This window comes from Plantactinospora sp. CA-294935, from assembly GCF_050936445.1.
In the GTDB taxonomy this organism is placed as follows: domain Bacteria; phylum Actinomycetota; class Actinomycetes; order Mycobacteriales; family Micromonosporaceae; genus Plantactinospora.
Genome location: NZ_JBNJMU010000001.1, coordinates 6,962,288 through 6,984,314, shown reverse-complemented (window position 1 = coordinate 6,984,314; position 22,027 = coordinate 6,962,288). Strand labels below are relative to the sequence as shown.

Genomic DNA, 22,027 nt, shown 5'->3' with positions numbered 1-22,027 from the left:
GGGTCCGACCAGCCACAACGGTGGTTCGGGCGGTTCTGCTGGCCGGAGGGCCCCGGGCAGGGTGCCCGGAAAGATCAACCCCGGAGGAGTGCCGGCTGACCTGACGGAACACGACGGCTGGCTGAACGGCCGAGCCGGAGACGCTCGGCTGTCAGGTCGCGCCGTGGTAGGCCAGTACGCCTCGATTGATCGTCGCCATCGCCTGCCGCGCCGTGCCGCGCAGCTCCACCGAGGCACCCGCCGAGTCCGCGACCTGCCCGAGCAGGTCCACCACCTGGCGGGCCCACCGCACGAAGTCACCCGCCGGCATGTCGCCGTCCAGGTTGTGGCCGCTGGCCAGTACCTTCGCCAGCGCCTCGCCCCGGGCCCACCGGTACACCGGCCAGACGAAGCCGAGATCGGGCTCCCGGGTCACCTCCAACCCCCGGGCCGCCTCGTCGGACTCCAGCTCGGCCCAGATCTTCAGGGTCTCGCCGACGGCGTCCGACACCGGCCCCCGGGGCACCGAGGCGCGCTCGTCGGTGTCCCGGCGCGCCTCGTAGACCACCACCGAGACCGCCGAGGCCAGCTCCGCCGGGGAGAGCCCGTCCCAGACCCCGCGCCGCAGGCACTCCGCCACCAGCAGGTCCGCCTCGGTCCAGATCCGGCCGAGCATCCGGCCCGCGTCGGTGACCTCACCGGCCTCGGAGAGGTAGCCGCGGGCGGTGAGGATGCCGCAGACCCGGTCGAAGGTCCGGGTCAACGATCCGGTACGCCCGGAGACCCGCTGCCGCAGCTCGGCGGTGTCCCGCTCCAGGCGACGGCGGCGCTCCGCCCAGCGGGCGTGCTCCTCCCGGTCCGGGCAGCCGTGGCAGGGGTGCCGGCGCAGCTCGGCACGGAGTTGGCTGAGCCGCTCGTCCTCGCCGCCACCGCCCCGGGACCGGCCGCCGCGCCGGGCGTGCCGGTCCAGCCCGGTACCGCTGACCGCCGCGGCCAGATCCCGCCGAGCAGCCGGCGAGCGGTGGTTGAAATGCTTCGGTACCCGGATCCGGGCCAGCACCTCGGCCGGGGTGGTGAAGTCGCCGGGGGTGATCCGGCCGGCCCAGCGGTCCTGGGTCAGCACCAGCGGGCGGGGCTCGCCGAACCCACCGACGCCGGGATCGAGCACCACCGCCAGTCCGGCCCGCCGGCCCGACGGCACCCGGATCACGTCACCCACCCGCAGCCGCTCCAGCGCGGCCAGGGTGGCCGCCCGGCGCTGCGACTGCCCCTGCCGGGCCAGCGCCTGCTCCCGGTCGGCGATCGCCAACCGCAGCCCGAAGTACTCGTCGAAGTCGCCGTGGTGGCAGCGCACCTCCGCGCCGTACGCCTCGATGGTCTCGACGTTGCGCTGCACCTGCCGGGCCAGGCCGACCACCGACCGGTCCGCCTGGAACTGCGCGAACGAGGACTCCAGCAGCTCCCGGGCGGGCGCGGCACCCACCGACCCGACCAGGTTCACCGCCATGTTGTACGACGGCCGGAAGCTGGACCGCAGCGGATAGGTACGCGTCGAGGCCAGCCCGGCCACGTGCCGGGGATCGACCTCCGGCGACCAGACGACGACGGCGTGCCCCTCGACGTCGATCCCCCGCCGCCCGGCCCGACCGGTGAGCTGGGTGTACTCCCCCGGCGTCAGGTCGACATGCGCCTCGCCGTTGAACTTCACCAGCCGTTCCAGCACGACGCAGCGGGCCGGCATGTTGATCCCGAGCGCCAGTGTCTCGGTGGCGAAGACCGCCTTCACCAGCCCACGGACGAACAGCTCCTCGACCACCTCCTTGAACGCCGGCAGCATCCCGGCGTGGTGGGCGGCGAGGCCGCGTTCGAGGCCGTCGAGCCACTCCCAGTAGCCCAGCACGGCGAGATCCTCGCCGGGGACGCTGGTGATCCGGCTCTCCACCACCCGGCGGATCTCGGCCCGCTCGTCCGGGGTGGTCAGCCGCAGCCCGGCGGCGAGGCACTGCTGCACGGCGGCGTCGCAGCCGGCCCGGCTGAAGATGAACAGGATCGCCGGCAGCAGCCCCTCCCGGTCCAGCCGCTCGACGATGTCGGCCCGGAGCGGCCCGCGCCAGCGTGGCCCCCGGGGCCCGCCACGCCCCCACCCCGGCCCGTGCGTACGACCGTCGCCGAGTTCGAGCCGGCGCAGCATCTCCCGGGTGTAGCGGAGCAGTTCCGGGTGCACGTCGTGTTTGCGGGCCGCGTCGGCGTCGTGGAACAGGTCGAACATCCGCCGGTTGACCAGCATGTGCTGCCAGAGCGGCACCGGGCGGTGCTCGCTGACCACCACCTCGGTCTCACCGCGTACGGTGACCAGCCAGTCGGCGAACTCCTCGGCGTTGGAGACCGTCGCGGAGAGCGAGACCAGGGTCACCGACTCCGGCAGGTGGATGATCACCTCTTCCCAGACCCCGCCCCGGAACCGGTCGGCGAGGTAGTGCACCTCGTCCATCACCACGTACGCCAGGCCGGTCAGGCTCGACGAGCCCGCGTAGAGCATGTTGCGCAGCACCTCGGTGGTCATCACCACCACCGGCGCGTCACCGTTGATCGCATTGTCCCCGGTGAGCAGCCCCACCTGGTCGGAGCCGTACCGGTCCACCAGGTCGTGGTACTTCTGGTTCGACAGCGCCTTGATCGGAGTCGTGTAGAAGCACTTCCGGGTCGGTCCGCCCGGATCGGCCCCGGCCTCGGTGCGCAGCGCCAGGTGCACGGCGAACTCGCCGACGACGGTCTTGCCGGCGCCGGTCGGGGCGCAGACCAGGACACCGCTGCCCCGCTCCAGCGCCTGGCACGCCTCCCGCTGGAAGTCGTCGAGATCGAACCCCAGTTGCTGGGCGAACTCGTCAAGCGCGGGAAACATGCTGGCCTGCGCGGCCCGGCGGCGCGCCGCTGCGTACCGCTCGGCGGGGCTCGACATGAACCCAAGATTAATGCGTACCGGGTGGTCGCACGTCGGCAGGCCGTAGAGCGGCCCCCCGGGAGCCGGTCGGTAGGGTGCACGACGTGCCGGATCATGCCGAACCGCCCAAGCCTCGTACGTCGACCGGAACCTCCGACCCCGCCCCCGGAGCGCCACTCCGGCGCCCGGTGGACGCGGTGCTCTTCGACTTCCACGGCACCCTCGCCCAGGTGGAGGAGCCGGTCGCCTGGGTGACCGCCGCCGCCGCAGCCTGCGGGGCGACGCTGGACCGCGCCCGGGCGACGGCGCTGGCCGACCGCCTGGTCACCGCCGGCCGGGCCGGTGGCCCCCTGCCGGCCCGGGTCCCCCCGCACCTGGCCGAGGTGTGGGCGGAACGCGACCTGTACGGCCCCGCCCACCGGGCCGCCTTCGTGGGACTGGCCGAGACGGTCGACAGCGGCGTGAGCGGCCTCGCCGAGGCCCTGTACGACCGCCTGGTGGTCCCGGACGGCTGGCTCCCGTACGCCGACACCAGGGCGACCCTGCAAGCGCTGCGCGCGGCCAAGGTGCCGGTGGCGGTGGTCAGCAACATCGGTTTCGACCTCCGGCCGATCTTCGACGCCTGGGAGCTGACCGAACTGGTCGACGCGTTCGTGCTCTCCTACGAGGTCGGGCGCTGCAAGCCGGACCCGGCGATCTTCTACCGGGCCTGCGGCCTGCTCGGCGTCGACCCGGAGCGGACCCTGATGGTCGGCGACACCCCCGCCGATGCCGGCGCGGTAGGCGCCGGTTGCGCGGTGCTGGTGCTGCCGGCGGCCGAGCCGGGGCAGGTCAACGGGCTGACCGCCGCCGTGGACCTGGCGGTCGCGAACGGCCGCTGACCGGCGCGTCCCCGCCGCCCCCGGGTGACCGGCCGGAAGGGTGTCCTGGCGCGGCGGATCAGCGCAGCAGGCGTACGGCGCCGGGGACCGCGGTCACGGTCACCGGAAGGGGCAGTGCGCGTTCACCGTCGGCGTACCCGACGATGTCCGCGGCGACGAGTTCGACCGTACGGGCCCGCTGGGTGTGCACCATCGGATGCGCCAGGTGGGTACCCCGGTAGACCCGGGGCTTGATCCGGGTCAGCGTCGTCCGGCCGATCGGGCCGGCGTAGACCACGTCGAGCAGCCCGTCGGTCGGGTCGGCCGTCGGGCAGATCCGCATCCCCCCGCCGTAACTGGGGCAGTTGCCGACCGCCACCAGCACCGCGTCCAGTTCCCGGGCCACCCCGTCCAGCCGGAGCAGGTAGCGGCGGGGCCGCAGCCGGGCCAGCTCGACCAGGATGGCCAGGTCGTAGCGGCGCGGCCCGCGCGGCCAGGACATCCGATTGGCCCGCTCGTTGACCAGCGCGTCGAAGCCGGCCGCCAGCACCGCGCCGTACCACCGGGTCGTCCCGTCCGGGCCGGTCATCCGGGCCAGGTCCGCCGGACGGGTCCGGCCGGCGGCGGCCGCCGCGGCAATCGCGTCGACCGCGGCGAGCGGATCGGCCGGATAGCCGGTGCCGGCCGCGAAGTCGTTTCCGGTGCCCGCCGGGACCGGGCCGAAGGCGACGCCGGTACCGGCGACCGCCTGGAGCGCCAGATGGACCGTGCCGTCGCCGCCGACCGTCACCACGGCGGCGGCGCCGTCCGCGACCGCGGCCCGACAGGCCGCGTCCGCCTGCCCGGGGGTGCCGGCCTCAAGCAGCCGCACCGGCCGACCCACCGTGCCGAGCCGGTCGAGTACGGCCGGCAGCAGTCCCCGGAACCGGCCCCGTCCGGCGGCCGGGTTGGCCAGCACCGCCAGGTAGCCGTCGGCCAGCCGACCGGCAGCGACGGAGCCGGGAAGTTGATCGTTGGCGGTCACGGCGAGCACCGTACCGCCCGCCGTGCCGCCTTCGACAGCTCAGGTGAACTCAGGTCATGTCGTCGTAACGCCGCTCGATCGGCTGCGGCGCGGCAATCGGGTCCGGCTCGCCGATCGGGGCGACCGTGCCGACCGGTTCGCCTGCGGAGACCGGTTCGCCCGCGGTGACCGGCTCCGGATCCGGATTCAGCGGCGAGACCTCGTCGTCGTCCAGCCCGGCGTAGATCTCCTTACCACGGCCCTTTCGCCGGTCGTTGATGAACGCCACCCCGACGGCGACGAAGTACAGCAGCGACAGTGAGAGGGCGAGCAGGGTCATGCCGAACGGTCCCGGGTCCGGCGTGGCGATCGCCGCGAAGGCGAAGCTGAGGAAGACGATGACCCGCCACCAGCTCAGCAGCCGGCGGGCGGTGACCACGCCGGTGAAGTTGAGCATCAACAGCAGCAGCGGAAACTCGAACCCCAGCCCGAACAGCAGGATCATGTTGGTGACGAAGGCGATGTACCGGCTCATCTCGAGCCCGGCGGCGAGATCGCCCACGCCGGCCTCGATCAGGAACTCGAGGCCCCGGTCGACCACGATGTAGGCCAGCGTCGCGCCGGCCGCGAAGAGCGGGACCGAAATCGCGACGAAGACGTACGCCCACTTCCGCTCGTGCCGGTGCAGGCCCGGCGCGACGAACGCCCAGAGCTGGTAGAGCCACACCGGTGCGCCGACCACAAGGCCGACCCACAACGCCAGCTTGAGCTTGAGTACCAGGCCGTCCGTCGGACCGAGCATGAGGAACTGCTGGCAGACCCCGTTAGCGTCGGTAGATCCGTCGAGCCGGCAGTACGGCTGACGGAGGATGTTGTAGACCGGCTCGGCAAGGAACCATCCGACAATCAAGCCGACGAGCAGCCCGAGCGAAGCCCAGAACAGCCGGTTGCGCAGCTCCCGGATGTGCTCGATGAGCGTCATCGAGCCGTCGGCGGCTCGCTCGAACTTGCTCGGACCGCGCCGGCGCAGCAGGGCGAAGGCCACGGGACGGGCTCCGGTCAGTTGTCGCGGACGCGCTGCACCGGGTCGTTGACCGGCGCCGCTGGCGGCTGGTAACCGGGCTGGTGCACGCTGGTCGGGTGGACGGTGTCACCCGCCAGCGGCTGGCGACCCGCCTGCGCGTCGGCCTTCTCGGCCAGGTCCTTGTCGTCCTCCGAAAGGCTCCTGGTCTCGGCCTTGATGATCCGCAGCGAACGACCGAGCGAGCGAGCCGCGTCCGGAAGCCGCTTCGCGCCGAAGAGCAGGATCAGCACAACCACGAGAACAATGATGTGCCACGGCTTGAGGGCGCCCATGGAAGCTCCAGTTCGATGTTTTGTCCAGCGAAGGGGTGTGTCCTGGCCCATCGTACGTGCGTCGGGGAGGAGTGCCACCCGCCAGGCTGGTGACTTTCCGGCCGGCTGGTGAAGTCTTGACCAACGCGGGGCATCCGTCAAGCACATGATCGACGGCCCTGAGCAGGGACTATCCCTCGCCGCCGAGGCTGGTCTCCCCCGTAGCTATTCTTCGCCGCCGCGCTTGGCGCGGATCAGCACGAGCCGCTGCTGGAGCGTCTCGACCTGCTGCTGCATGGCCTCGGCCCGGTCCTGCACGGCCAGCGCCACCCGCTGGAGGTCCTCGGCCTGCTCCTGACGGCGTTGCATGACCAGCGCGGCCCGCTGCAGTCGCGGCAGCCGGGTCAGCACCCGGCGGACCGCCAGCCCCAGCACCAGGAGCCCGACGAGGACGGCCGCGAGCACGATCCACTTCACCACGTCGGCCAGCCTAGTGGCTTCCGGCCGTGGTCGCCGGATCGGCGCCCGGGACCAGCTCGACGCCCGGGCGCGGGGCAGCCGCCTCCGGTGCGCCGTCCGGGGGCAGCGTGGCGTACGCGTCGAGCGCGGCGGCGGCCCGGTCGCGTACCTGGTCGGCGAGTTCCGCCGGGGCGACCACCGTGACGTCCGGCCCGAGCCCCAGCACGAACCGCCGGGCCCAGTCGAGGTCGGTGACCCGCAGCGAGACCAGCCACTCCCGGCCGGCCCGGCCGGCGTCGCCGGCACCCGGATCCGGCTCGACCCGCTCGCACGGGTAGTACTCGGTGATCCACCGGCTGGACCGGCCGACCCGCAGGGTCACCAGCGGCAGGTCCTGGTCGGGGCGGAAGATGCCGGCGCTGAGGTCGTGCAGCCGGGCCTGTGGCGGCGGTGCGGCCGGCTCGTCCAGCTCGACGAGCGCGTCGATCCGGTCGGCCCGGAACAGCCGCACCGACTCCGCCCGCCGGCACCATGCCTCGAGGTAGGCCAGGCCGCCGACCATCAGCACCCGGATCGGGTCGACCGTGCGCTCGGTGGTCTCGTCCCGGGTCGCGGCGTAGTAGGTGATCCGGAGCGCCCGGCCCCGCTGCACCGCACCGTGCAGCGCCGCGACCCGGTCGCTGTCCCCCGGCATCCGTACCGCGACGGGGGCGTCGGCGAGTTCGCCGGCCGCATTCTCGATCTTGGCGAGGGCGCGTTCGATCGCGTCCCGGTTGGCCATCCCCGGCGTCTCGGCGAGCATCCGCAGCGCGACCACCAGTGCCAGTGCCTCGTCCGGGGTGAGCCGCAGCGGGCGGTCGATCCCCGCGTCGTAGGTGATGGTGACCCGGTCACCGTCGAAGGCCATGTCGATCAGGTCGCCCGGCCCGTACCCGGGCAGGCCGCAGACCCAGAGCAGTTCCAGGTCCTCGCGTAGCTGTCGCTCGGTCACCCCGAGGTCGGCCGCCGCCTCGGACAGCTCGATCCCCGGCCGTGCCAGCAGGTACGGCACCAGGTTCAGCAGTCGGGCCAGCCGGTCGGCCGAGGTCCGCGCAGCGCCGCCGGACCGTTGCGCCGGACGAGTCACGCCGGCTCCCCCCTCTGGTCAGTTCCCGGGGCCCCAACCCCGGTCCGCCCCGCGTTACCCCGACGCCCGGGCGGTCGCCATCTCGTCGTGCCGGGCGGTGATCTCCTTGAGCCGCTGGATCACGGCGTCCCGGATCTCCGGCGGGTCGAGCACCCGGACATCGGGACCGTAGCCGACGAGCCTACCGGCGAGCGACTCGGCATCGGCGTACGGCAGGACCAGGCGGTCGCCGTCGGGCCCGCTGATCACCTCCCGGGCCCACCTGCGCAGCCCGGCGGCGCGGCCCGGTGCGACCAGCACGGTGGCTCGGCCGGAGCGCTCCACCGGACCGGACCACTTGGCGACGTGGCTGATCAGGTCGACGCCGACCGGCGGGGAGAAGGCACCCGGCCTACCGATCATCCGGACCGCCCCGCCGACGATCCGGGAGAGCCGGAAACAGCGGGCCGCGTCCCGGTCGAGGTCGTGGCCGACCACGTACCAGCGGGCCCGCCAGCAGACCACGCCCCAGGGTTGCAGCCGGCGGCTGGTCGGAGCGTCGCCGTCGGGTACCCGGTAGTCGAAGCCGACGGTGCGCCGGTCCCGGGCCGCGGCGGTCAGCGGCCCGAACGCCGGGTCGACGGTGACCACCGGCTCCACCCCGAGGGTGGCCTGCGGGTCGACGTCGACACCGGCGGCGCGGAGCTTCGCCAGCCCGGAGGAGGCCGCCGCGGCCAGCCCGGCGTGCCGCCAGAGCCGCGCGGCGATGCCCACCGCCGCCGCCTCGTCGGGCTCCAGCGGGATGTCCGGCAGCGCGTACTCCCGGTGGGCGATCCGGTAGCCCGGCTCGGCGTCGAAGGCGCTGGCCGTGCCGGTCTCCAGCGGTACGCCCAGCTCACGCAGCTCGGCCTTGTCCCGCTCGAACTTGCGCTGGAAGGCCTCGTGGTCACGTGGGTCGTCCGGATCATGCTCATAGCCCGGCACGGTCGCGGCGATCTGCGCGGCGGTCAGGAACCGTCGGGTGGACAGCAAACAGATCACCAGGTTGACCAGGCGTTCGGTACGGGTCCGCGACACGACACAGACGCTAGCAGTGTCGGATCACGAAGCGGGTACCCGCGCGGCGCCCCGGCCGGCTCCCAGGCTGGCGGTGTGGCGGATCCGGACGGCACCTCGGAGAGCCTCCTCCCGCAGATCCGGTACGTCTTCCTCGACCCGACCCGGAGCGGCAAGCCGTAGCCGGTTACCCTGCCGGCCATGGTGCGATGGCGGTCCGGCACGGTCACGGCGGTCCGGCGGAGCTGGCACGGCGCCGTCGAACTCGACGTCCGGCAGTCCGACGGGACGCCGGTACGGGCGCTGGCGTACCCGGAACTGGTCGGCACCCCCGAGCCGGGCGACCGGGTGCTGCTGAACGTGGGTGCGCTGCTGATGGGGCTCGGCACCGGCGGGTACGCCCTGGTGGTGGCGCTGCCGGACCGGCTGCCGGCGGATCCGCCCCGGACGGTCGACACCCGGGACGCCGGGCATCTGGTCAAGGCCCGCTACACGCCGCTGCAACCGATCCTGCTCGGTGTCGACGAGGAGGCCTCCCCGCACCGGGCGGCGCTGGTCGACGCCGACGACCTCGGCGGGCTGCCGGTGGTCACCGCCGACCTGCACTCCGCGCTGCCGGCGATCGTGGCGGGGATCCGGGCCGACGCGCCCGACGCCCGGATCGGCTACCTGTGGACCGACGGCGGTGCGCTGCCGGCCTGGTTCTCCCGCACCCTGCACGGCCTGCGCGCCGAACTCGCCGGCACGGTCACCGTCGGTCAGGCGTTCGGGGGCGACCTGGAGGCGACGAACCTGCACAGCGGGCTGCTCGCCGCCCGGCACGTGCTGCGGGCCGACGTGGCGATCGTGGCGCAGGGACCGGGGAACCTGGGCACCGGCACCCGGTGGGGCTTCTCCGGGGTCGCCGTCGGCGAGGCGGTCAACGCGGTCGCCGCGCTGGGCGGCCGGCCGGTCGGCTCGCTGCGGATCTCCGGTGCCGACCCGCGGGACCGGCACCGGGGGCTGTCGCACCACAGCGTCACCGCGTACGGCCGGGTCGCGCTGGCCGCCGCCGACCTGGTACTCCCGGCGGAGCTGCCGGCGGAGCTGGCCGCGCTGGTCGAGCCGGCCGTGGCGGCGCTGGCGCGGCGGCACCGGGTCGTCCGGGTACCGGTGCACGGGCTCGACGAGGCGCTACGGGCCAGCCCGGTCCCGCTCTCGACGATGGGCCGGGGACTGGCCGAGGAGCACGCCTACTTCCTGGCCGCGGCCGCCGCCGGCCGGTACGCCGCCGGCCTGCGCTGACCCGGCCTGCGCTGACCCGGCCTGCGCTGACCCGGCGCCTGGGCGCTCGGCGAATCCGGTCGGGGTCGGGGTCAGCTCAGGAAGACCAGCGCCAGCCAGCCGGCCACGACCAGGACGAGCGCGAGGGTGAGCACCCAGGTGGGCACGGTGTACTCGCCCCGGCGGTTGCGCTCGATCTCCTCCCGGATCTTCGCCCGTCGCCGCTCGATCCGGTTCTGCCGGATCGTCTCGGGGCGCCGGTGCTCGTCGTCGTCGCGACCGTCTGGATGCGTCATAGCGGGGGAAAGCCTAACTGCCGGGCCTCACATGCTCGCGATCAGCCGCTCCACCCGCTCGTCGTACGCCCGGAACGGGTCCTTGCAGAGCACCGTGCGCTGGGCCTGGTCGTTCAGCTTGAGGTGCACCCAGTCGACGGTGAAGTCCCGGCGCTTCTCCTGGGCGTGCCGGATGAACTCGCCGCGCAGCCGGGCCCGGGTGGTCTGCGGCGGGGTCTCCTTCGCCTCGAAGATCTCCGGGTCGGTGGCGATCCGGTCCACCTGCTTGCGCCGCTCCAGCAGCCCGTAGAGGCCACGCCCCCGGCGCAGGTCGTGGTACGCCAGGTCCATCTGGGCGATCCGGGGGTGCGACAGCGGCAGGTCGTTCTTGCGCTGGTAGCGCTCGATGAGCCGGAGCTTGGTCACCCAGTCGATCTCCCGGGAGACCGGCTCCAGGTCGCCGGTCTCGACCGCGCGCAGCACCCGGCCCCAGAGCTCGACCACCCGCTTCGCGGTCTGGTCCCCGCCCCGCCGCTCGACGAACTCGGTCGCCTTCGCCAGGTATTCCTGCTGGATCTCCAGCGCGCTGATCTCCTTGTTCGAGGCCAGCCGGACCTTGCGCCGGCCGGTGATGTCGTGCGACACCTCCCGGATCGCCCGGATCGGGTTCTCCAGCGACAGGTCACGCATCACCACCCCGGCCTCGATCATCCGCAGCACGATGTCCGCGCTGCCGACCTTGAGCAGGGTGGTGACCTCGTTCATGTTGGAGTCGCCGACGATGACGTGCAGCCGGCGGTAGCGCTCGGCGTCGGCGTGCGGCTCGTCCCGGGTGTTGATGATCGGCCGGCTGCGGGTGGTCGCCGAGGAGACGCCCTCCCAGATGTGCTCGGCACGCTGGGAGAGGCAGTAGACGGCGCCACGCGGGGTCTGCAGCACCTTGCCGGCGCCACAGATCAACTGCCGGGTGACCAGGAAGGGGATCAGCACGTCGGCCAGCCGACCGAACTCGCCGTGCCGGGAGACCAGGTAGTTCTCGTGGCAGCCGTACGAGTTGCCGGCCGAGTCCGTGTTGTTCTTGAACAGGTAGATCTCACCCGCGATGCCCTCGTCGTGCAGCCGCTTCTCCGCGTCGACCAGCAGACCCTCCAGGATCCGCTCGCCGGCCCGGTCGTGGGCCACCAGGTCGGAGACCGAGTCGCACTCCGGGGTGGCGTACTCCGGGTGGGACCCGACGTCGAGGTAGAGCCGGGCACCGTTGCGCAGGAAGACGTTGCTCGAGCGCCCCCAGGAGACCACCCGGCGGAAGAGGTAACGGGCGACCTCGTCCGGGGACAGCCGCCGTTGGCCGCGGTAGGTGCAGGTGACACCGTACTCGGTTTCAAGGCCGAAGATTCGCCGCTCCATGATTGGAGATTAGTCGCCCGAGGCCCGAGTTGGTCAGCCTCGGGCCGTGGCGTTGTGGGGGAACTCCGGCGGCCGATCGTCCTGCACCGGTCACCGGCCGGGATCCTCGAGGATGCCGAAGAGGTACTCGCCGTAGCCGCTCCGGCTCAGCGGCTGGGCCAGCTCGCGGAGCTGCTCGTCGGAGATCAGCCCGCTGCGCCAGACCACCTCCTCGATGCAGCCCACCTTCAGGCCCTGCCGCTCCTCGATCACCCGGACGAACTCGCCGGCCTGGACCAGCGAGGTGAAGGTGCCGGTGTCCAGCCAGGCGGTACCCCGGTCCAGCGCGGTGACCTGGAGCCGACCCGCCGCCAGATAGGTCTGGTTGACCGCCGTGATCTCCAGTTCGCCCCGGTCGCTCGGGGTCAGCCCCTTGGCGACCTCCACCACGTCGTTGGCGTAGAAGTAGAGGCCCGGGACGGCGTACCGGGACTTGGGTTTTTCCGGCTTCTCCTCGATCGACAGCGCCCGCCCGTCGGAATCGAACTCGACAATCCCGTAACCCTCGCAGTTCGCCACCGGATAGGCGAAGATCCGGCCACCGTCCGGGTCGCCGTTGCGGGCCAGGCTCCGGCCCAGTCCGGCGCCGTAGAAGATGTTGTCGCCGAGGATCAGCGCCACCGAATCGCCGGCCAGGAACTCCTCGCCGAGAAGGAACGCCTGCGCGATTCCGTCCGGACTCGGCTGCGCGACGTACTCCAACCGGAGGCCCCACTGGGAGCCGTCGCCGAGAAGTCGCCGGAACTGCCCCTGGTCGCCGGGAGTGGTGATGATGAGGATCTCCCGTATTCCCGCCATGACCAACGTGGAGAGCGGGTAGTAGATCATTGGTTTGTCGAAAACCGGCATGAGTTGTTTCGACACGGCCTGGGTGATCGGCCACAGCCGCGAGCCGGTGCCGCCCGCCAGCAGGATTCCACGCATTCGCGCAGGCTACCGGTGGTAGCCGCGTTGGAGAGTCAATTCGCCGACAGCTCGGCCTGACGGTGCGACCGGCAAACGGCGCGTAGACTTTCCGATTCATGAGGATCCTCGTGACCGGTGGAGCCGGATTTATCGGTTCTGAATACGTACGTATGCTGCTGACCGGCGCAGGTCCCCGGCTCGCGCCGAACGCGGTCACCGTACTGGACAAGCTCACCTACTCCGGCAACCTGGCCAACCTCGATCCGGTACGCGCCGACCCCCGGCTCCGGGTGGTGGTCGGCGACATCTGCGACCCGATCGTGCTCGACGAGGTGGTTCCCGGCCACGACGTGATCGTGCACTTCGCGGCCGAGTCACACGTCGACCGCTCGATCCACCGGGCCGCCCCGTTCGTCACCACCAACGTGCTCGGCACGCAGACCCTGCTGGAGGCGGCGCTGCGGCACCGTACCGGCCGGTTCGTGCACGTCTCCACCGACGAGGTCTACGGCTCGATCGAGCAGGGATCCTGGACCGAGTCGACCCCGCTGGCGCCGAACTCGCCGTACTCGGCCGCCAAGGCCGGCTCCGACCTGCTGGCCCTGGCCTACCACCGCACCTACGGGATGGACGTGGTGCTGACCCGCTGCTCCAACAACTACGGGCCGTACCAGTTCCCGGAGAAGGTGATCCCGCTCTTCGTCACCAACCTGCTCGACGGCGGCACCGTGCCGCTCTACGGCGACGGCGGCAACGTCCGGGACTGGCTGCACGTGCACGACCACTGCGTCGGGGTCGCCCTGGTGCAGGACAAGGGGCGGCCGGGCGAGGTCTACCACATCGGCGGCGGCACCGAGCTGACCAACCGCGAGCTGACCGCCCGGCTACTCGCCGCCTGCGACGCCGACTGGGACCGGGTCAGGCCGGTCGCCGACCGGATGGGGCACGACCGCCGCTACTCGCTGGACATCACCAAGATCAGTGAGGAACTCGGGTACGCGCCCCGGATCGACCTCGACCGCGGGCTGGCCGAGACGGTCACCTGGTACCGGGAGAACCGCGCGTGGTGGGAGCCGCTCAAGGCGCGGCTGAGCGGCGAGGAGATCGGGCGACCCGGGCCGGACGTCCGGTGACCGTGCAGCCGGATGCGGAGCCGCCGAGCGTCCAGCCGGACGCCGAGCCGCCGAGCGCCCACCGGGACGCAGAGCCGCCAGGCGCCCACCGGGACGCAGAGCCGCCGAGCGTCCAGCCGGGCGCCCACCGGGACGCGGAGCCGCCGAGCTGGTTGGTGACCGGGGCCGGCGGGATGCTGGGCCGGGACCTGGTGGCGGTGCTCTCCGCCCGGCACCCGGGGCGGGTCACCGCCGCCACCCGGGCCGAGGTCGACCTGACCGACCCGGTGGCGGTACGGGCGGCGGTGGCCGGGCACCGGATCGTGGTCAACGCCGCCGCCTGGACCGACGTGGACGGCGCGGAGGAGCGGGAGGCGGCCGCCACCGCCGTCAACGGCACCGGGGTGGCCAACCTGGCGGCGGCCTGTGCCGAGACCGGCGCGCGGCTGCTGCACATCTCCACCGACTACGTCTTCGCCGGCGACGCCGACCGGCCCTATCCGGAGGACGCCCCGACCGCGCCGGTCAACGCGTACGGGCGGAGCAAGCTCGCCGGGGAACTCGCCGTCGCCCGGCTGCTACCGCAGACCGGATACCTCGTACGCACCGCGTGGCTGTACGGCGCACACGGCCCCAACTTCGTCACCACGATCCTCCGGCTGGCCACCCAACGCCCACACCTCGACGTGGTGGACGACCAACTCGGGCAGCCGACGTGGTCGTACGCGCTCGCGGAGCGGCTGGCCGACCTCGGCGCCACCGCCCACCGGGGCGCCGCACCGGCCGGCATCTACCACGGCACGGCGAGCGGTCGGACCACCTGGTACGGCCTAGCCCGCGAGGTCTTCGCCCGGACCAGGCTCGACGCGGACCGGATCCGTCCCGTCGGCAGCGACCGGTTCCCCCGCCCGGCCCGCCGGCCCGGTTACAGCGTGCTCGGGCACGCCGGGTGGTCCCGGGCCGGGCTGGCCCCGATGGCGGACTGGCGGGCGATGCTCGCCGAGGCGCTGCGACCGGACGGAACGCTGGCCGACGCCCGCCCGCCAGCCCGACCGAGCCACGCCGCCGACGACCGGATCCGCTCCGGCTCGCGTTAGCGGCGCGACTGGGCGAGTGGCAAGGTGCGCGTCCGGTCTCCTGACCGGACGCGGTCGGGGCGGCGACCGGAGCGGCGCAGTCCTACTCGGACTTCTTCTCGCCGTTGGTCGACTTGTCACCGCCGGCCGGCTTCGCCTTGCCCTCCAGGTCGGCCGAGCCGGCGGACTCGGCCGGCTTGTCCGGGCCGGGGGCCGGAGTCTTCGGCTCGGCCGGCGGCGCCTCGCCCCCGTCGGCCTCGGCAGGCGCCCCGTCCAGCAGCGAGACCAGCGCGGCACCGGTGATCCGGCGGAAGGTACGGCCGACCCGCCGCCGGTCCAGGATCGCCACCTCGAGTTGGCTGGCGGCGACGGTCCGGGGCGCACCGCCCTCGCCACCGACGCTGCCGAGCGCCCGGACCGCCAGCCGGACCGCAGCGTCCAGCGACATGTCCGGCTGGTGCTCCTCGCGCAGCGCCCCGGTGACCGCCTCCGCCTGCCCGCCCATCGCCATCCGGCCGGGCTCGTCGTTGACCGAACCGTCGTAGGTGATCCGGTAGAGCTCGTCCTGCTCCGGCGTGCTGCCCACCTCGGCGACGCAGATCTCCACCTCGAACGGCTTGGACTGCTCGGTGAAGATCGCACCCAGGGTCTGGGCGTACGCGTTCGCCAGCGCCCGGCCGGTGACGTCCCGCCGGTCGAAGCTGAGCCCGATGGCGTCCGCCATCCGCACTCCCGCGCGGCGCAGGTTCTCGAACTCGTTGTACCGGCCGACCGCCGCGAAGGCGACCCGGTCGTAGATCTCACTGACCTTGTGCAGGGCGCTGGAGAGGTTCTCCGCCACGAAGAGCACCCCGCCGGAGTAGCTGAGCGTCACGGCGCTCCGCCCGCGCGCGATGCCCTTGCGGGCCAGCTCCGAGCGGTCGCGCATGATCTGCTCGGGTGAGGCGTAGAACTGCATGGCCACGGCGGCGGTTCTCCTAACCGGTTCTGCTGACGACGGCGGGTTGCGGGTGGTGCGGGGCGGTCAGCCGCCCGGGTTCTCCATCCGGGCGGCGACCACCGCTTCGGCGACCTCGGCCGCCTCGGCGTCGGAGAGCCGGTTGGTGCCCTCCGCGCTGGCCGTCATCACCACTGGGAAGATGCGGCGGCTCAGGTCGGGGCCACCGGTGGCGCTGTCGTCGTCGGCGGCGTCGTAGAGCGCCTCGACGGCGATCCGGATGGCGTCGGGGGTGCTCAGCCCGGGGCGGTACCGCTTCTTCAGCGCCGCCTTCGCGAAGAGCGAGCCGGAGCCGATGCCGTCGTAGCCGGTCTCCTCGTAGGGTCCGCCGGCCACGTCGAAGCTGAAGATCCGGCCGGCCTTGGTCGGATCGGTGGCCGCCAGGTCGAAGCCGGCGAAGAGCGGAATCACCGCGAGCCCCTGCATCGCCGCGCCGAGGTTGCCGCGGATCATCGCGGCGAGCCGGTTGGCCTTGCCGTCGAGGGAGAGCATCGCTCCCTCGATCTTCTCGTAGTGCTCCAGCTCCACCTGGAAGAGTCGCACCATCTCCAGGGCGATGCCCGCCGTGCCGGCGAAGCCGACCAGCGAGTATTCGTCGGCGGGGTGCACCTTGCGGATGTCCCGGCTGGAGATCAGGTTGCCCATGGTGCCCCGCCGGTCACCGGCCATCACCACCCCGTCCGCGGTGGTCAGCGCGACGATGGTGGTGGCGTGCGGAACGAGCTCGCCGGCGGACCCGGGCGGCAGCGGCCGGCGACCGGGCAGCAGGTCGGGGGCTGCCGTGCTCAGGAACTGGGTGAACGAGGACGTCCCCACGTTGAGGAACACGTCTGGTAGACGCCCGGTTGGATCAAAAGCCGCTGCCACGTGCTCCCTCTCAGCTGTCTCATCACGTCGCCCGGATCCCCCGCGTCAGCGCGGGAACCGGGCGAGGCCACCGTTGCGGTTGAAGCAGAGTATCCCCCGGATCTCCCCGGTGCGATGATCGTCGTCGTCGTGTTGCGCCACTCCCGACGGCGACGGCCCGGTGCGCCCCGGCCGCCGCCGGTTCGCCGGCCGGTCACCACCCGGGCACCTGGGTCGGGGCCCGCGCTACCCGCTCGGCCGCCACGCCGGTGCGTCGGCACAGGCGTACCGCCGCGCACCGCGCCGGGTTCGGCGTGGGTGGACCACGTCCGACCCGGCCCGGGTACGGCTACTGTCCGCCCTTCTGGACGTAGCCCCGGACGAACTCCTCGGCGTTCTCCTCGAGCACCGAGTCGATCTCGTCCAGCAGGTCGTCGACGTCCTCGGTGATCTCCGCGTGCCGCTCGGCGACCTCCGGGTTCGCCTCGGTCGCGACCTCGTCGACCTCCTCGTCCCGGCGCGCCTTGCCGGACTGTGACTGACCGCCGGTGTCACGGGTAGCCATATCTGCTGCCTCCTCCACGATCGCCTGGGGAAAACTTACCTCGGATGGACGACGAATCCTCCGGCACCGCCGCTGCCGGCGGCGGGTGGCCCGGCGTCAGCCACCGGTGATCGTCTCCAGCAGGTCCTTGGCGCTCGCGCACCGGTCGAACAACGCGCCGACATGCTTGCGGGTGCCCCGCTCGGGTTCCATCATCGGGACCCGCACCAGGGACTCCCGGCCGACGTCGAAGATGACCGAGTCCCAGCTCGCCGCCACCACCTCGGAGGCGTACTGGGCGAGGCAGCGGCCCCGGAAGTAGGCCCGGGTGTCCTCCGGCGGCTCGGTCATCGCCGCCCGGGTCAGCTCCTCGGGCAGCAGCGTCGCCATCGACCCCCGGCTGACCAGCCGGTGGTAGAGGCCCTTCTCCGGGCGTACGTCGGAGTACTGCAGGTCGACCAGTTGCAGCTTGTGCGAGGCCCAGCCGAGCTTCTCCCGCTCCCGGTAGCCCTCCAGCAGCCGCAGCTTCGCCACCCAGTCCAGCTCGCCGGCGCAGAGCATCGGGTCCCGGCCGAGCCGGTCGAGTATGCCCTCCCAGCGGTCGAGCACGTCGACGGTGTCCTGGTCGAGGTCGTCGCCGTACCGCTCGTCCACAAAGGAACGCGCCCGCTCGAAGTACGCCCACTGCAGGTCGAGCGCGGTCAGCCGGCGGCCGTCGCGCAGCCGGAGCCGGTGCGACAGCGACGGGTCGTGGCTGACCGCCTTCAGCTCACCCACCGGGTCGGCGATGGCCAGGTCCGGGCTGAGCGCCTTCTCCTCGATCATGGTGAGCACCAGCGCCGTGGTGCCGACCTTGAGATAGGTGGAGATCTCGGACAGGTTGGCGTCGCCGATGATGACGTGCAGCCGGCGATATTTGTCGGCGTCCGCGTGCGGCTCGTCCCGGGTGTTGATGATCGGCCGCTTGAGCGTCGTCTCCAGGCCGACCTCGACCTCGAAGAAATCAGCCCGTTGCGAGATCTGGAAGCCGGGCTGCGAGCCGTCCTGGCCGATGCCGACCCGGCCGGCACCGCAGACGATCTGCCGGGTCACGAAGAACGGTGTCAGGTACGCGACGATGTCGGCGAACGGCGTCTGCCGGCGCATCAGGTAGTTCTCGTGCGCGCCGTAGCTGGCGCCCTTGTTGTCGGTGTTGTTCTTGTAGAGGTGGATCGGGTGGGTGCCGGGAATGGTGGCGGCCCGCCGGGACGCCTCGGCCATCACCCGCTCCCCCGCCTTGTCCCAGCGGACCAGGTCCAGCGGGTTGGTCACCTCAGGAGTGGAGTATTCCGGGTGGGCGTGGTCGACATACAGCCGGGCGCCGTTGGTCAGTATCACGTTGGCCAGCCCGAGGTCCTCGTCGGCCAGTGCCTCCGCCGGGTCGTAGGCGGCGCCCGAGTAGGTGAAGCCCCGGGCGTCCCGCAGCGGGGACTCCTCCTCGTAGTCCCAGCGGGCCCGGCCGCCCCGGGCCAGCTCCGGACGGGCGCCGTAGGCGTTCACCACCTGCGAGGAGGTCACCATCGGGTTGGCTCCGGCCTGGCCGGGCACGGAGATGCCGTACTCCACCTCGGTGCCCATGATCCGCCGGACACTCATGCCGCCGCCTCGCTTCGCTCCGTGCCGCCATGAGGCACGACCGCCCTGAGCCTGATCATTCGCTCGCTACGCTCGCTCATGCCGCCGCCTCGCTCCGCTTGCCCATGTCGTTGAGCCTAGTCCGCGCCGCCGCCGGATTGTTCGCCCGGTGTGTCGACACGGCCACGGTACGCCTTCACCGCCCGTTCGACCCGATTCGGCTCCGGGTGGTTCCGGGGGCGCACCGTGGGATCCCGGACAGCACTGTGGGCGCCGCTACCGCGGCGCCCACAGATGCCGTCGTCCGTTACAGGTATTGGCCGGTGTTGCTCGCGGTCTCGATGGACCGACCGGCCTCCGCGCCCTTGCCACCGGAGACGAGGGTACGGATGTAGACGATCCGCTCCCCCTTCTTGCCGGAGATCCGGGCCCAGTCGTCGGGATTGGTGGTGTTGGGCAGGTCCTCGTTCTCCCGGAACTCGTCGACGCAGGCGTCGAGCAGGTGCTGCAGCCGCAGCCCCTTGCGCCCGGAGGAGAGGAACTCCTTGATCGCCATCTTCTTGCCCCGGTCGACGATGTTCTGGATCATCGCGCCGGAGTTGAAGTCCTTGAAGTAGAGGACTTCCTTGTCGCCGTTGGCGTAGGTGACCTCGAGGAAGCGGTTCTCCTCGGTCTCCGAGTACATCCGCAGCACGACCGCCTCGATCATGGCCGCGACCGTGGACTGCGGGTCGTTGCCGTGTTCGGTCAGGTCGTCCGGGTGCAGCGGCAGCCCGGTGAGGATGTACTTGGAGAAGATGTCCTTGGCCGCCTCGGCGTCCGGCCGCTCAATCTTGATCTTCACGTCGAGCCGGCCGGGGCGGAGGATCGCCGGGTCGATCATGTCCTCCCGGTTGGAGGCGCCGATCACGATCACGTTCTCCAGGCCCTCGACACCGTCGATCTCGCTGAGCAGCTGCGGGACGATGGTGTTCTCCACGTCGGAGGAGACGCCGGAGCCCCGGGTCCGGAACACCGAGTCCATCTCGTCGAAGAACACGATGACCGGGGTGCCCTCGCCGGCCTTTTCCCGAGCCCGCTGGAAGATCAGCCGGATGTGCCGCTCGGTCTCGCCGACGTACTTGTTGAGCAGCTCCGGGCCCTTGATGTTGAGGAAGAAGCTGGTGTGCTTCTCCTCGCCCCGCCGCTCGGCGATCTTCTTGGCCAGCGAGTTCGCCACCGCCTTGGCGATCAGCGTCTTGCCGCAGCCGGGCGGGCCGTAGAGCAGGATGCCCTTCGGCGGCCGGAGTTGGTGCTCGCGGAAGAGGTCGGCGTGCAGGAACGGCAACTCGACGGCGTCGCGGATCTGCTCGATCTGGGCCTGCAGGCCGCCGATGTCGCCGTAGTCGACGTCCGGCACCTCCTCCAGGACCAGCTCCTCGACCTCGCTCTTCGGGATCCGCTCGTACGCGTACGCCGAGCGGGGCTCGATCATGAGCGAGTCACCGGCCCGCAGGGGCGCGCCGATGAGAGTCTCCGCGAGGTGGACGATCCGTTCCTCGTCGGCGTGGGAGATCACCAGTGCCCGGTCGCCGGCACCGCCGGTAGGGCTGTCCAGCACCTCCTTGAGCATGACGACCTCGCCGACCCGCTCGTAGCCGAACGCGTCGACGATGTTGAGCGCGTCGTTGAGCAGGACCTCCTGCCCACGGCGCAGCTCCGCCACGTCGAGCGAGGGTGACACCGCCACCCGGAGCTTGCGACCACCCGTGAAGACGTCGACTGTGCCGTCGTCGTGCCGGGCCAGGAAGACACCATAACCGCTGGGCGGTTGCGCCAGCCGGTCAATCTCCTCCTTGAGCGTGACGATCTGGGCGCGTGCCTCCTTGAGGGTGTTCACGAGCCGCTCGTTGTTCTCCGTGAGTCGAGCCAACTGCGCCTGTGTCGCCGCCAGCCGTTCCTCAAGCTGCCGGACGTGTCGAGGGCTTTCGGTCAACTTGCGCCGCACCAGAGCGAGTTCCTCTTGAAGAAACGCGACCTGGGTGGAGAGATCGTGGGCCTCCTTCTCCCACCGTGCGGCGCGCGAGTCCGCGTCGTCGCTGCGTGCCACGTCCCACCTCCCCGGGGGCTTGAACGTTCTGCCCTAACACTAACCGCTATGACGCTGATTCGGTTCCACGCAACACCCTCGTCGCCGAACCTTGATCACGTCGTCAACGACCGGTGGGGCCGATGTCGATGGATCGGGGTACCGTCGCGGCGGGCCGGGCGGGTCTGCGGCGACCGCGTCCGGCGCTGCCAGCAGGCGCCCCGGGGCGCGGCTGACCAGGTACTCCCATGCCGTAGCGCCGTTCTGACGGCGCCACGCTCCCGATCCGGCGTCGCGGCGCTACCGCACGTCGCGGCGCCGGCGACCTCGCCACGCATGGCCCCGGTGCGTCGCGCCGACACCGGGCGCACCGGGAAACGGTCAGCCGGGCCGGCCGGACGATTCCGGGACGCGAAGGACGGCGACGGGACGGTCCGGTACGGCGAGGGCGTGAGGTTTCCCACGGACGAGCACGGGACGTTTCTCAGGGCGACGGTGCTCACAGGGTGGGACGGCCAACCACCGAGGCGACCAGCCGGGCGAACTCCTCCAGCCGGGCGATCTGCCCCGCGCCGCCGTCGTCGAGCGTCTTGCCGAACCGCAGCGCGTCGTGCCGGGGCGGCACCTGCGCGTCGTCGCCCGGCACGCCCTCGTCGAGCGAGCTGAGCAGCAGGTACACGTCGATGCTGTCGACCCGGATCTGGCCGGTCGGCGTACGGCTCAGCCGGCGCCGGCAGCCCACCTCGCTGACCGTCGAGACCGGTACCACCCGCAACGACGAGGTCATCGAACCGGCCGGGCCGTCGTCGGGCGGCACGTCCTCGCCGTGCCAGAGGATCAGCCGGCTGCCGTCACAGATCGCCACCTCCTGCCAGACCCCGTTCACCTCGTTGACGAAGCGCTCCAGGGTGAAGCCGAGCACCGAGGCGCCGTTCAGCACTCCGGTCAGCGCCTCCATCGCGACATCCGGATCGCGCAGGTACGCCCGGGCGGCCGACTCCAGGTCCCGGTACGGCGACCAGTCCGGGAACACGGCCGGCAGATCTCCCCCGCCGAACGCCGGCCGGCTCATGCCGACACCCCGCTGCGCTCAGTGCCGCCATGAGGCACATCCGCGCCGAGCTGAGGCTGATCCGCACCGA

20 protein-coding genes are annotated in these 22,027 nt (G+C 72.0%); 4 read left to right on the top strand and 16 right to left on the bottom strand.

Annotation, left to right across the window (positions count from 1 at the left end; translation table 11 throughout):
* Positions 1-151 precede the first annotated feature (151 nt).
* Positions 152-2,938 carry a DEAD/DEAH box helicase gene (locus ACQEVC_RS30655; RefSeq protein ID WP_432884417.1) on the bottom strand — a complete coding sequence of 929 codons (2,787 nt, stop codon included), beginning with the start codon at positions 2,936-2,938 and terminating at the stop codon, positions 152-154.
* An 86-nt stretch (positions 2,939-3,024) separates the two neighbouring features.
* On the opposite strand from ACQEVC_RS30655, the gene ACQEVC_RS30650 reads away from it, so the two are divergent.
* Entirely contained in the window at positions 3,025-3,801 is a 777-nt protein-coding gene (locus ACQEVC_RS30650; protein WP_432884414.1) for an HAD family hydrolase, read from the top strand.
* Positions 3,802-3,859: 58 nt separating this feature from the next.
* Here ACQEVC_RS30650 and ACQEVC_RS30645 read toward each other — a convergent pair whose 3' ends face one another.
* From ACQEVC_RS30645 to ACQEVC_RS30620, 6 genes are all read right to left on the bottom strand, one after another.
* Complete coding sequence (locus tag ACQEVC_RS30645; protein WP_432884411.1) at positions 3,860-4,804, bottom strand: diacylglycerol kinase family protein; 945 nt, start codon at positions 4,802-4,804, stop codon at positions 3,860-3,862.
* 49 nt (positions 4,805-4,853) lie between these two features.
* Positions 4,854-5,828: a twin-arginine translocase subunit TatC gene (tatC, locus tag ACQEVC_RS30640; RefSeq protein WP_432884408.1), complete on the bottom strand. Its 975-nt coding sequence runs from the start codon at positions 5,826-5,828 to the stop codon at positions 4,854-4,856.
* 14 nt (positions 5,829-5,842) lie between these two features.
* Positions 5,843-6,139, bottom strand: a complete 297-nt coding sequence (gene tatA / locus ACQEVC_RS30635; protein WP_432884405.1) for a Sec-independent protein translocase subunit TatA — start codon at positions 6,137-6,139, stop codon at positions 5,843-5,845.
* Between the two features lie 204 nt (positions 6,140-6,343).
* Entirely contained in the window at positions 6,344-6,598 is a 255-nt protein-coding gene (locus ACQEVC_RS30630; protein WP_432884403.1) for a hypothetical protein, read from the bottom strand.
* A gap of 10 nt (positions 6,599-6,608) precedes the next feature.
* Positions 6,609-7,703, bottom strand: coding sequence for a helix-turn-helix transcriptional regulator (locus ACQEVC_RS30625; RefSeq protein ID WP_432884401.1), 1,095 nt, complete (start codon positions 7,701-7,703; stop codon positions 6,609-6,611).
* Between the two features lie 54 nt (positions 7,704-7,757).
* Complete coding sequence (locus ACQEVC_RS30620) at positions 7,758-8,759, bottom strand: helix-turn-helix transcriptional regulator (protein ID WP_318397173.1); 1,002 nt, start codon at positions 8,757-8,759, stop codon at positions 7,758-7,760.
* A gap of 180 nt (positions 8,760-8,939) precedes the next feature.
* On the opposite strand from ACQEVC_RS30620, the gene ACQEVC_RS30615 reads away from it, so the two are divergent.
* Positions 8,940-10,022, top strand: a complete 1,083-nt coding sequence (locus ACQEVC_RS30615; RefSeq protein ID WP_432884397.1) for a DUF3866 family protein — start codon at positions 8,940-8,942, stop codon at positions 10,020-10,022.
* 71 nt (positions 10,023-10,093) lie between these two features.
* Here ACQEVC_RS30615 and ACQEVC_RS30610 read toward each other — a convergent pair whose 3' ends face one another.
* The 3 genes from ACQEVC_RS30610 to rfbA form a co-directional block, all read right to left on the bottom strand.
* Positions 10,094-10,297: a hypothetical protein gene (locus ACQEVC_RS30610; protein ID WP_318397175.1), complete on the bottom strand. Its 204-nt coding sequence runs from the start codon at positions 10,295-10,297 to the stop codon at positions 10,094-10,096.
* Between the two features lie 27 nt (positions 10,298-10,324).
* Positions 10,325-11,683 carry a Pup--protein ligase gene (gene pafA, locus ACQEVC_RS30605; RefSeq protein WP_318397176.1) on the bottom strand — a complete coding sequence of 453 codons (1,359 nt, stop codon included), beginning with the start codon at positions 11,681-11,683 and terminating at the stop codon, positions 10,325-10,327.
* A gap of 90 nt (positions 11,684-11,773) precedes the next feature.
* Positions 11,774-12,646 carry a glucose-1-phosphate thymidylyltransferase RfbA gene (rfbA, locus tag ACQEVC_RS30600; protein ID WP_432884393.1) on the bottom strand — a complete coding sequence of 291 codons (873 nt, stop codon included), beginning with the start codon at positions 12,644-12,646 and terminating at the stop codon, positions 11,774-11,776.
* Positions 12,647-12,744: 98 nt separating this feature from the next.
* Between rfbA and rfbB the strand changes: the two genes are divergently transcribed.
* Together rfbB and rfbD are read left to right on the top strand one after the other, a co-directional pair.
* Complete coding sequence (gene rfbB, locus ACQEVC_RS30595; RefSeq protein WP_432884390.1) at positions 12,745-13,761, top strand: dTDP-glucose 4,6-dehydratase; 1,017 nt, start codon at positions 12,745-12,747, stop codon at positions 13,759-13,761.
* Positions 13,762-13,934: 173 nt separating this feature from the next.
* Positions 13,935-14,837, top strand: a complete 903-nt coding sequence (gene rfbD / locus ACQEVC_RS30590; RefSeq protein WP_432891774.1) for a dTDP-4-dehydrorhamnose reductase — start codon at positions 13,935-13,937, stop codon at positions 14,835-14,837.
* Positions 14,838-14,919: 82 nt separating this feature from the next.
* Here rfbD and prcA read toward each other — a convergent pair whose 3' ends face one another.
* The 6 genes from prcA to ACQEVC_RS30560 all read right to left on the bottom strand — a co-directional run bounded on the left by prcA (position 14,920) and on the right by ACQEVC_RS30560 (position 21,957).
* Complete coding sequence (prcA, locus tag ACQEVC_RS30585) at positions 14,920-15,780, bottom strand: proteasome subunit alpha (RefSeq protein WP_432884388.1); 861 nt, start codon at positions 15,778-15,780, stop codon at positions 14,920-14,922.
* Between the two features lie 60 nt (positions 15,781-15,840).
* The gene (prcB, locus tag ACQEVC_RS30580; RefSeq protein WP_432884385.1) at positions 15,841-16,680 is read right to left on the bottom strand and encodes a proteasome subunit beta; all 840 of its coding nucleotides are present in this window, start codon (positions 16,678-16,680) and stop codon (positions 15,841-15,843) included.
* Positions 16,681-17,008: 328 nt separating this feature from the next.
* Positions 17,009-17,224: a ubiquitin-like protein Pup gene (locus tag ACQEVC_RS30575; RefSeq protein ID WP_101366062.1), complete on the bottom strand. Its 216-nt coding sequence runs from the start codon at positions 17,222-17,224 to the stop codon at positions 17,009-17,011.
* Between the two features lie 96 nt (positions 17,225-17,320).
* The gene (dop, locus tag ACQEVC_RS30570; RefSeq protein ID WP_432884382.1) at positions 17,321-18,838 is read right to left on the bottom strand and encodes a depupylase/deamidase Dop; all 1,518 of its coding nucleotides are present in this window, start codon (positions 18,836-18,838) and stop codon (positions 17,321-17,323) included.
* Positions 18,839-19,124: 286 nt separating this feature from the next.
* Positions 19,125-20,906, bottom strand: coding sequence for a proteasome ATPase (arc, locus tag ACQEVC_RS30565; RefSeq protein ID WP_318397181.1), 1,782 nt, complete (start codon positions 20,904-20,906; stop codon positions 19,125-19,127).
* A gap of 478 nt (positions 20,907-21,384) precedes the next feature.
* A complete protein-coding gene (locus ACQEVC_RS30560; protein WP_318397182.1) occupies positions 21,385-21,957 on the bottom strand; it encodes a hypothetical protein in 573 nt (190 codons plus the stop codon).
* Between the last annotated feature and the right edge of the window lie 70 nt (positions 21,958-22,027).

Bases quoted from the DNA above. Each gene is read 5' to 3' on its own strand.
- rfbB (WP_432884390.1), top strand. From the start codon at position 12,745: ATGAGGATCCTCGTGACCGGTGGAGCCGGATTTATCGGTTCTGAATAC.
- rfbD (WP_432891774.1), top strand. From the start codon at position 13,935: ATGCTGGGCCGGGACCTGGTGGCGGTGCTCTCCGCCCGGCACCCGGGG.
- tatA (WP_432884405.1), bottom strand. From the start codon at position 6,139: ATGGGCGCCCTCAAGCCGTGGCACATCATTGTTCTCGTGGTTGTGCTG.
- pafA (WP_318397176.1), bottom strand. From the start codon at position 11,683: ATGGAGCGGCGAATCTTCGGCCTTGAAACCGAGTACGGTGTCACCTGC.
- ACQEVC_RS30560 (WP_318397182.1), bottom strand. From the start codon at position 21,957: ATGAGCCGGCCGGCGTTCGGCGGGGGAGATCTGCCGGCCGTGTTCCCG.
- dop (WP_432884382.1), bottom strand. From the start codon at position 18,838: ATGAGTGTCCGGCGGATCATGGGCACCGAGGTGGAGTACGGCATCTCC.
- ACQEVC_RS30610 (WP_318397175.1), bottom strand. From the start codon at position 10,297: ATGACGCATCCAGACGGTCGCGACGACGACGAGCACCGGCGCCCCGAG.
- rfbA (WP_432884393.1), bottom strand. From the start codon at position 12,646: ATGCGTGGAATCCTGCTGGCGGGCGGCACCGGCTCGCGGCTGTGGCCG.
- ACQEVC_RS30615 (WP_432884397.1), top strand. From the start codon at position 8,940: ATGGTGCGATGGCGGTCCGGCACGGTCACGGCGGTCCGGCGGAGCTGG.
- ACQEVC_RS30575 (WP_101366062.1), bottom strand. From the start codon at position 17,224: ATGGCTACCCGTGACACCGGCGGTCAGTCACAGTCCGGCAAGGCGCGC.
- ACQEVC_RS30655 (WP_432884417.1), bottom strand. From the start codon at position 2,938: ATGTCGAGCCCCGCCGAGCGGTACGCAGCGGCGCGCCGCCGGGCCGCG.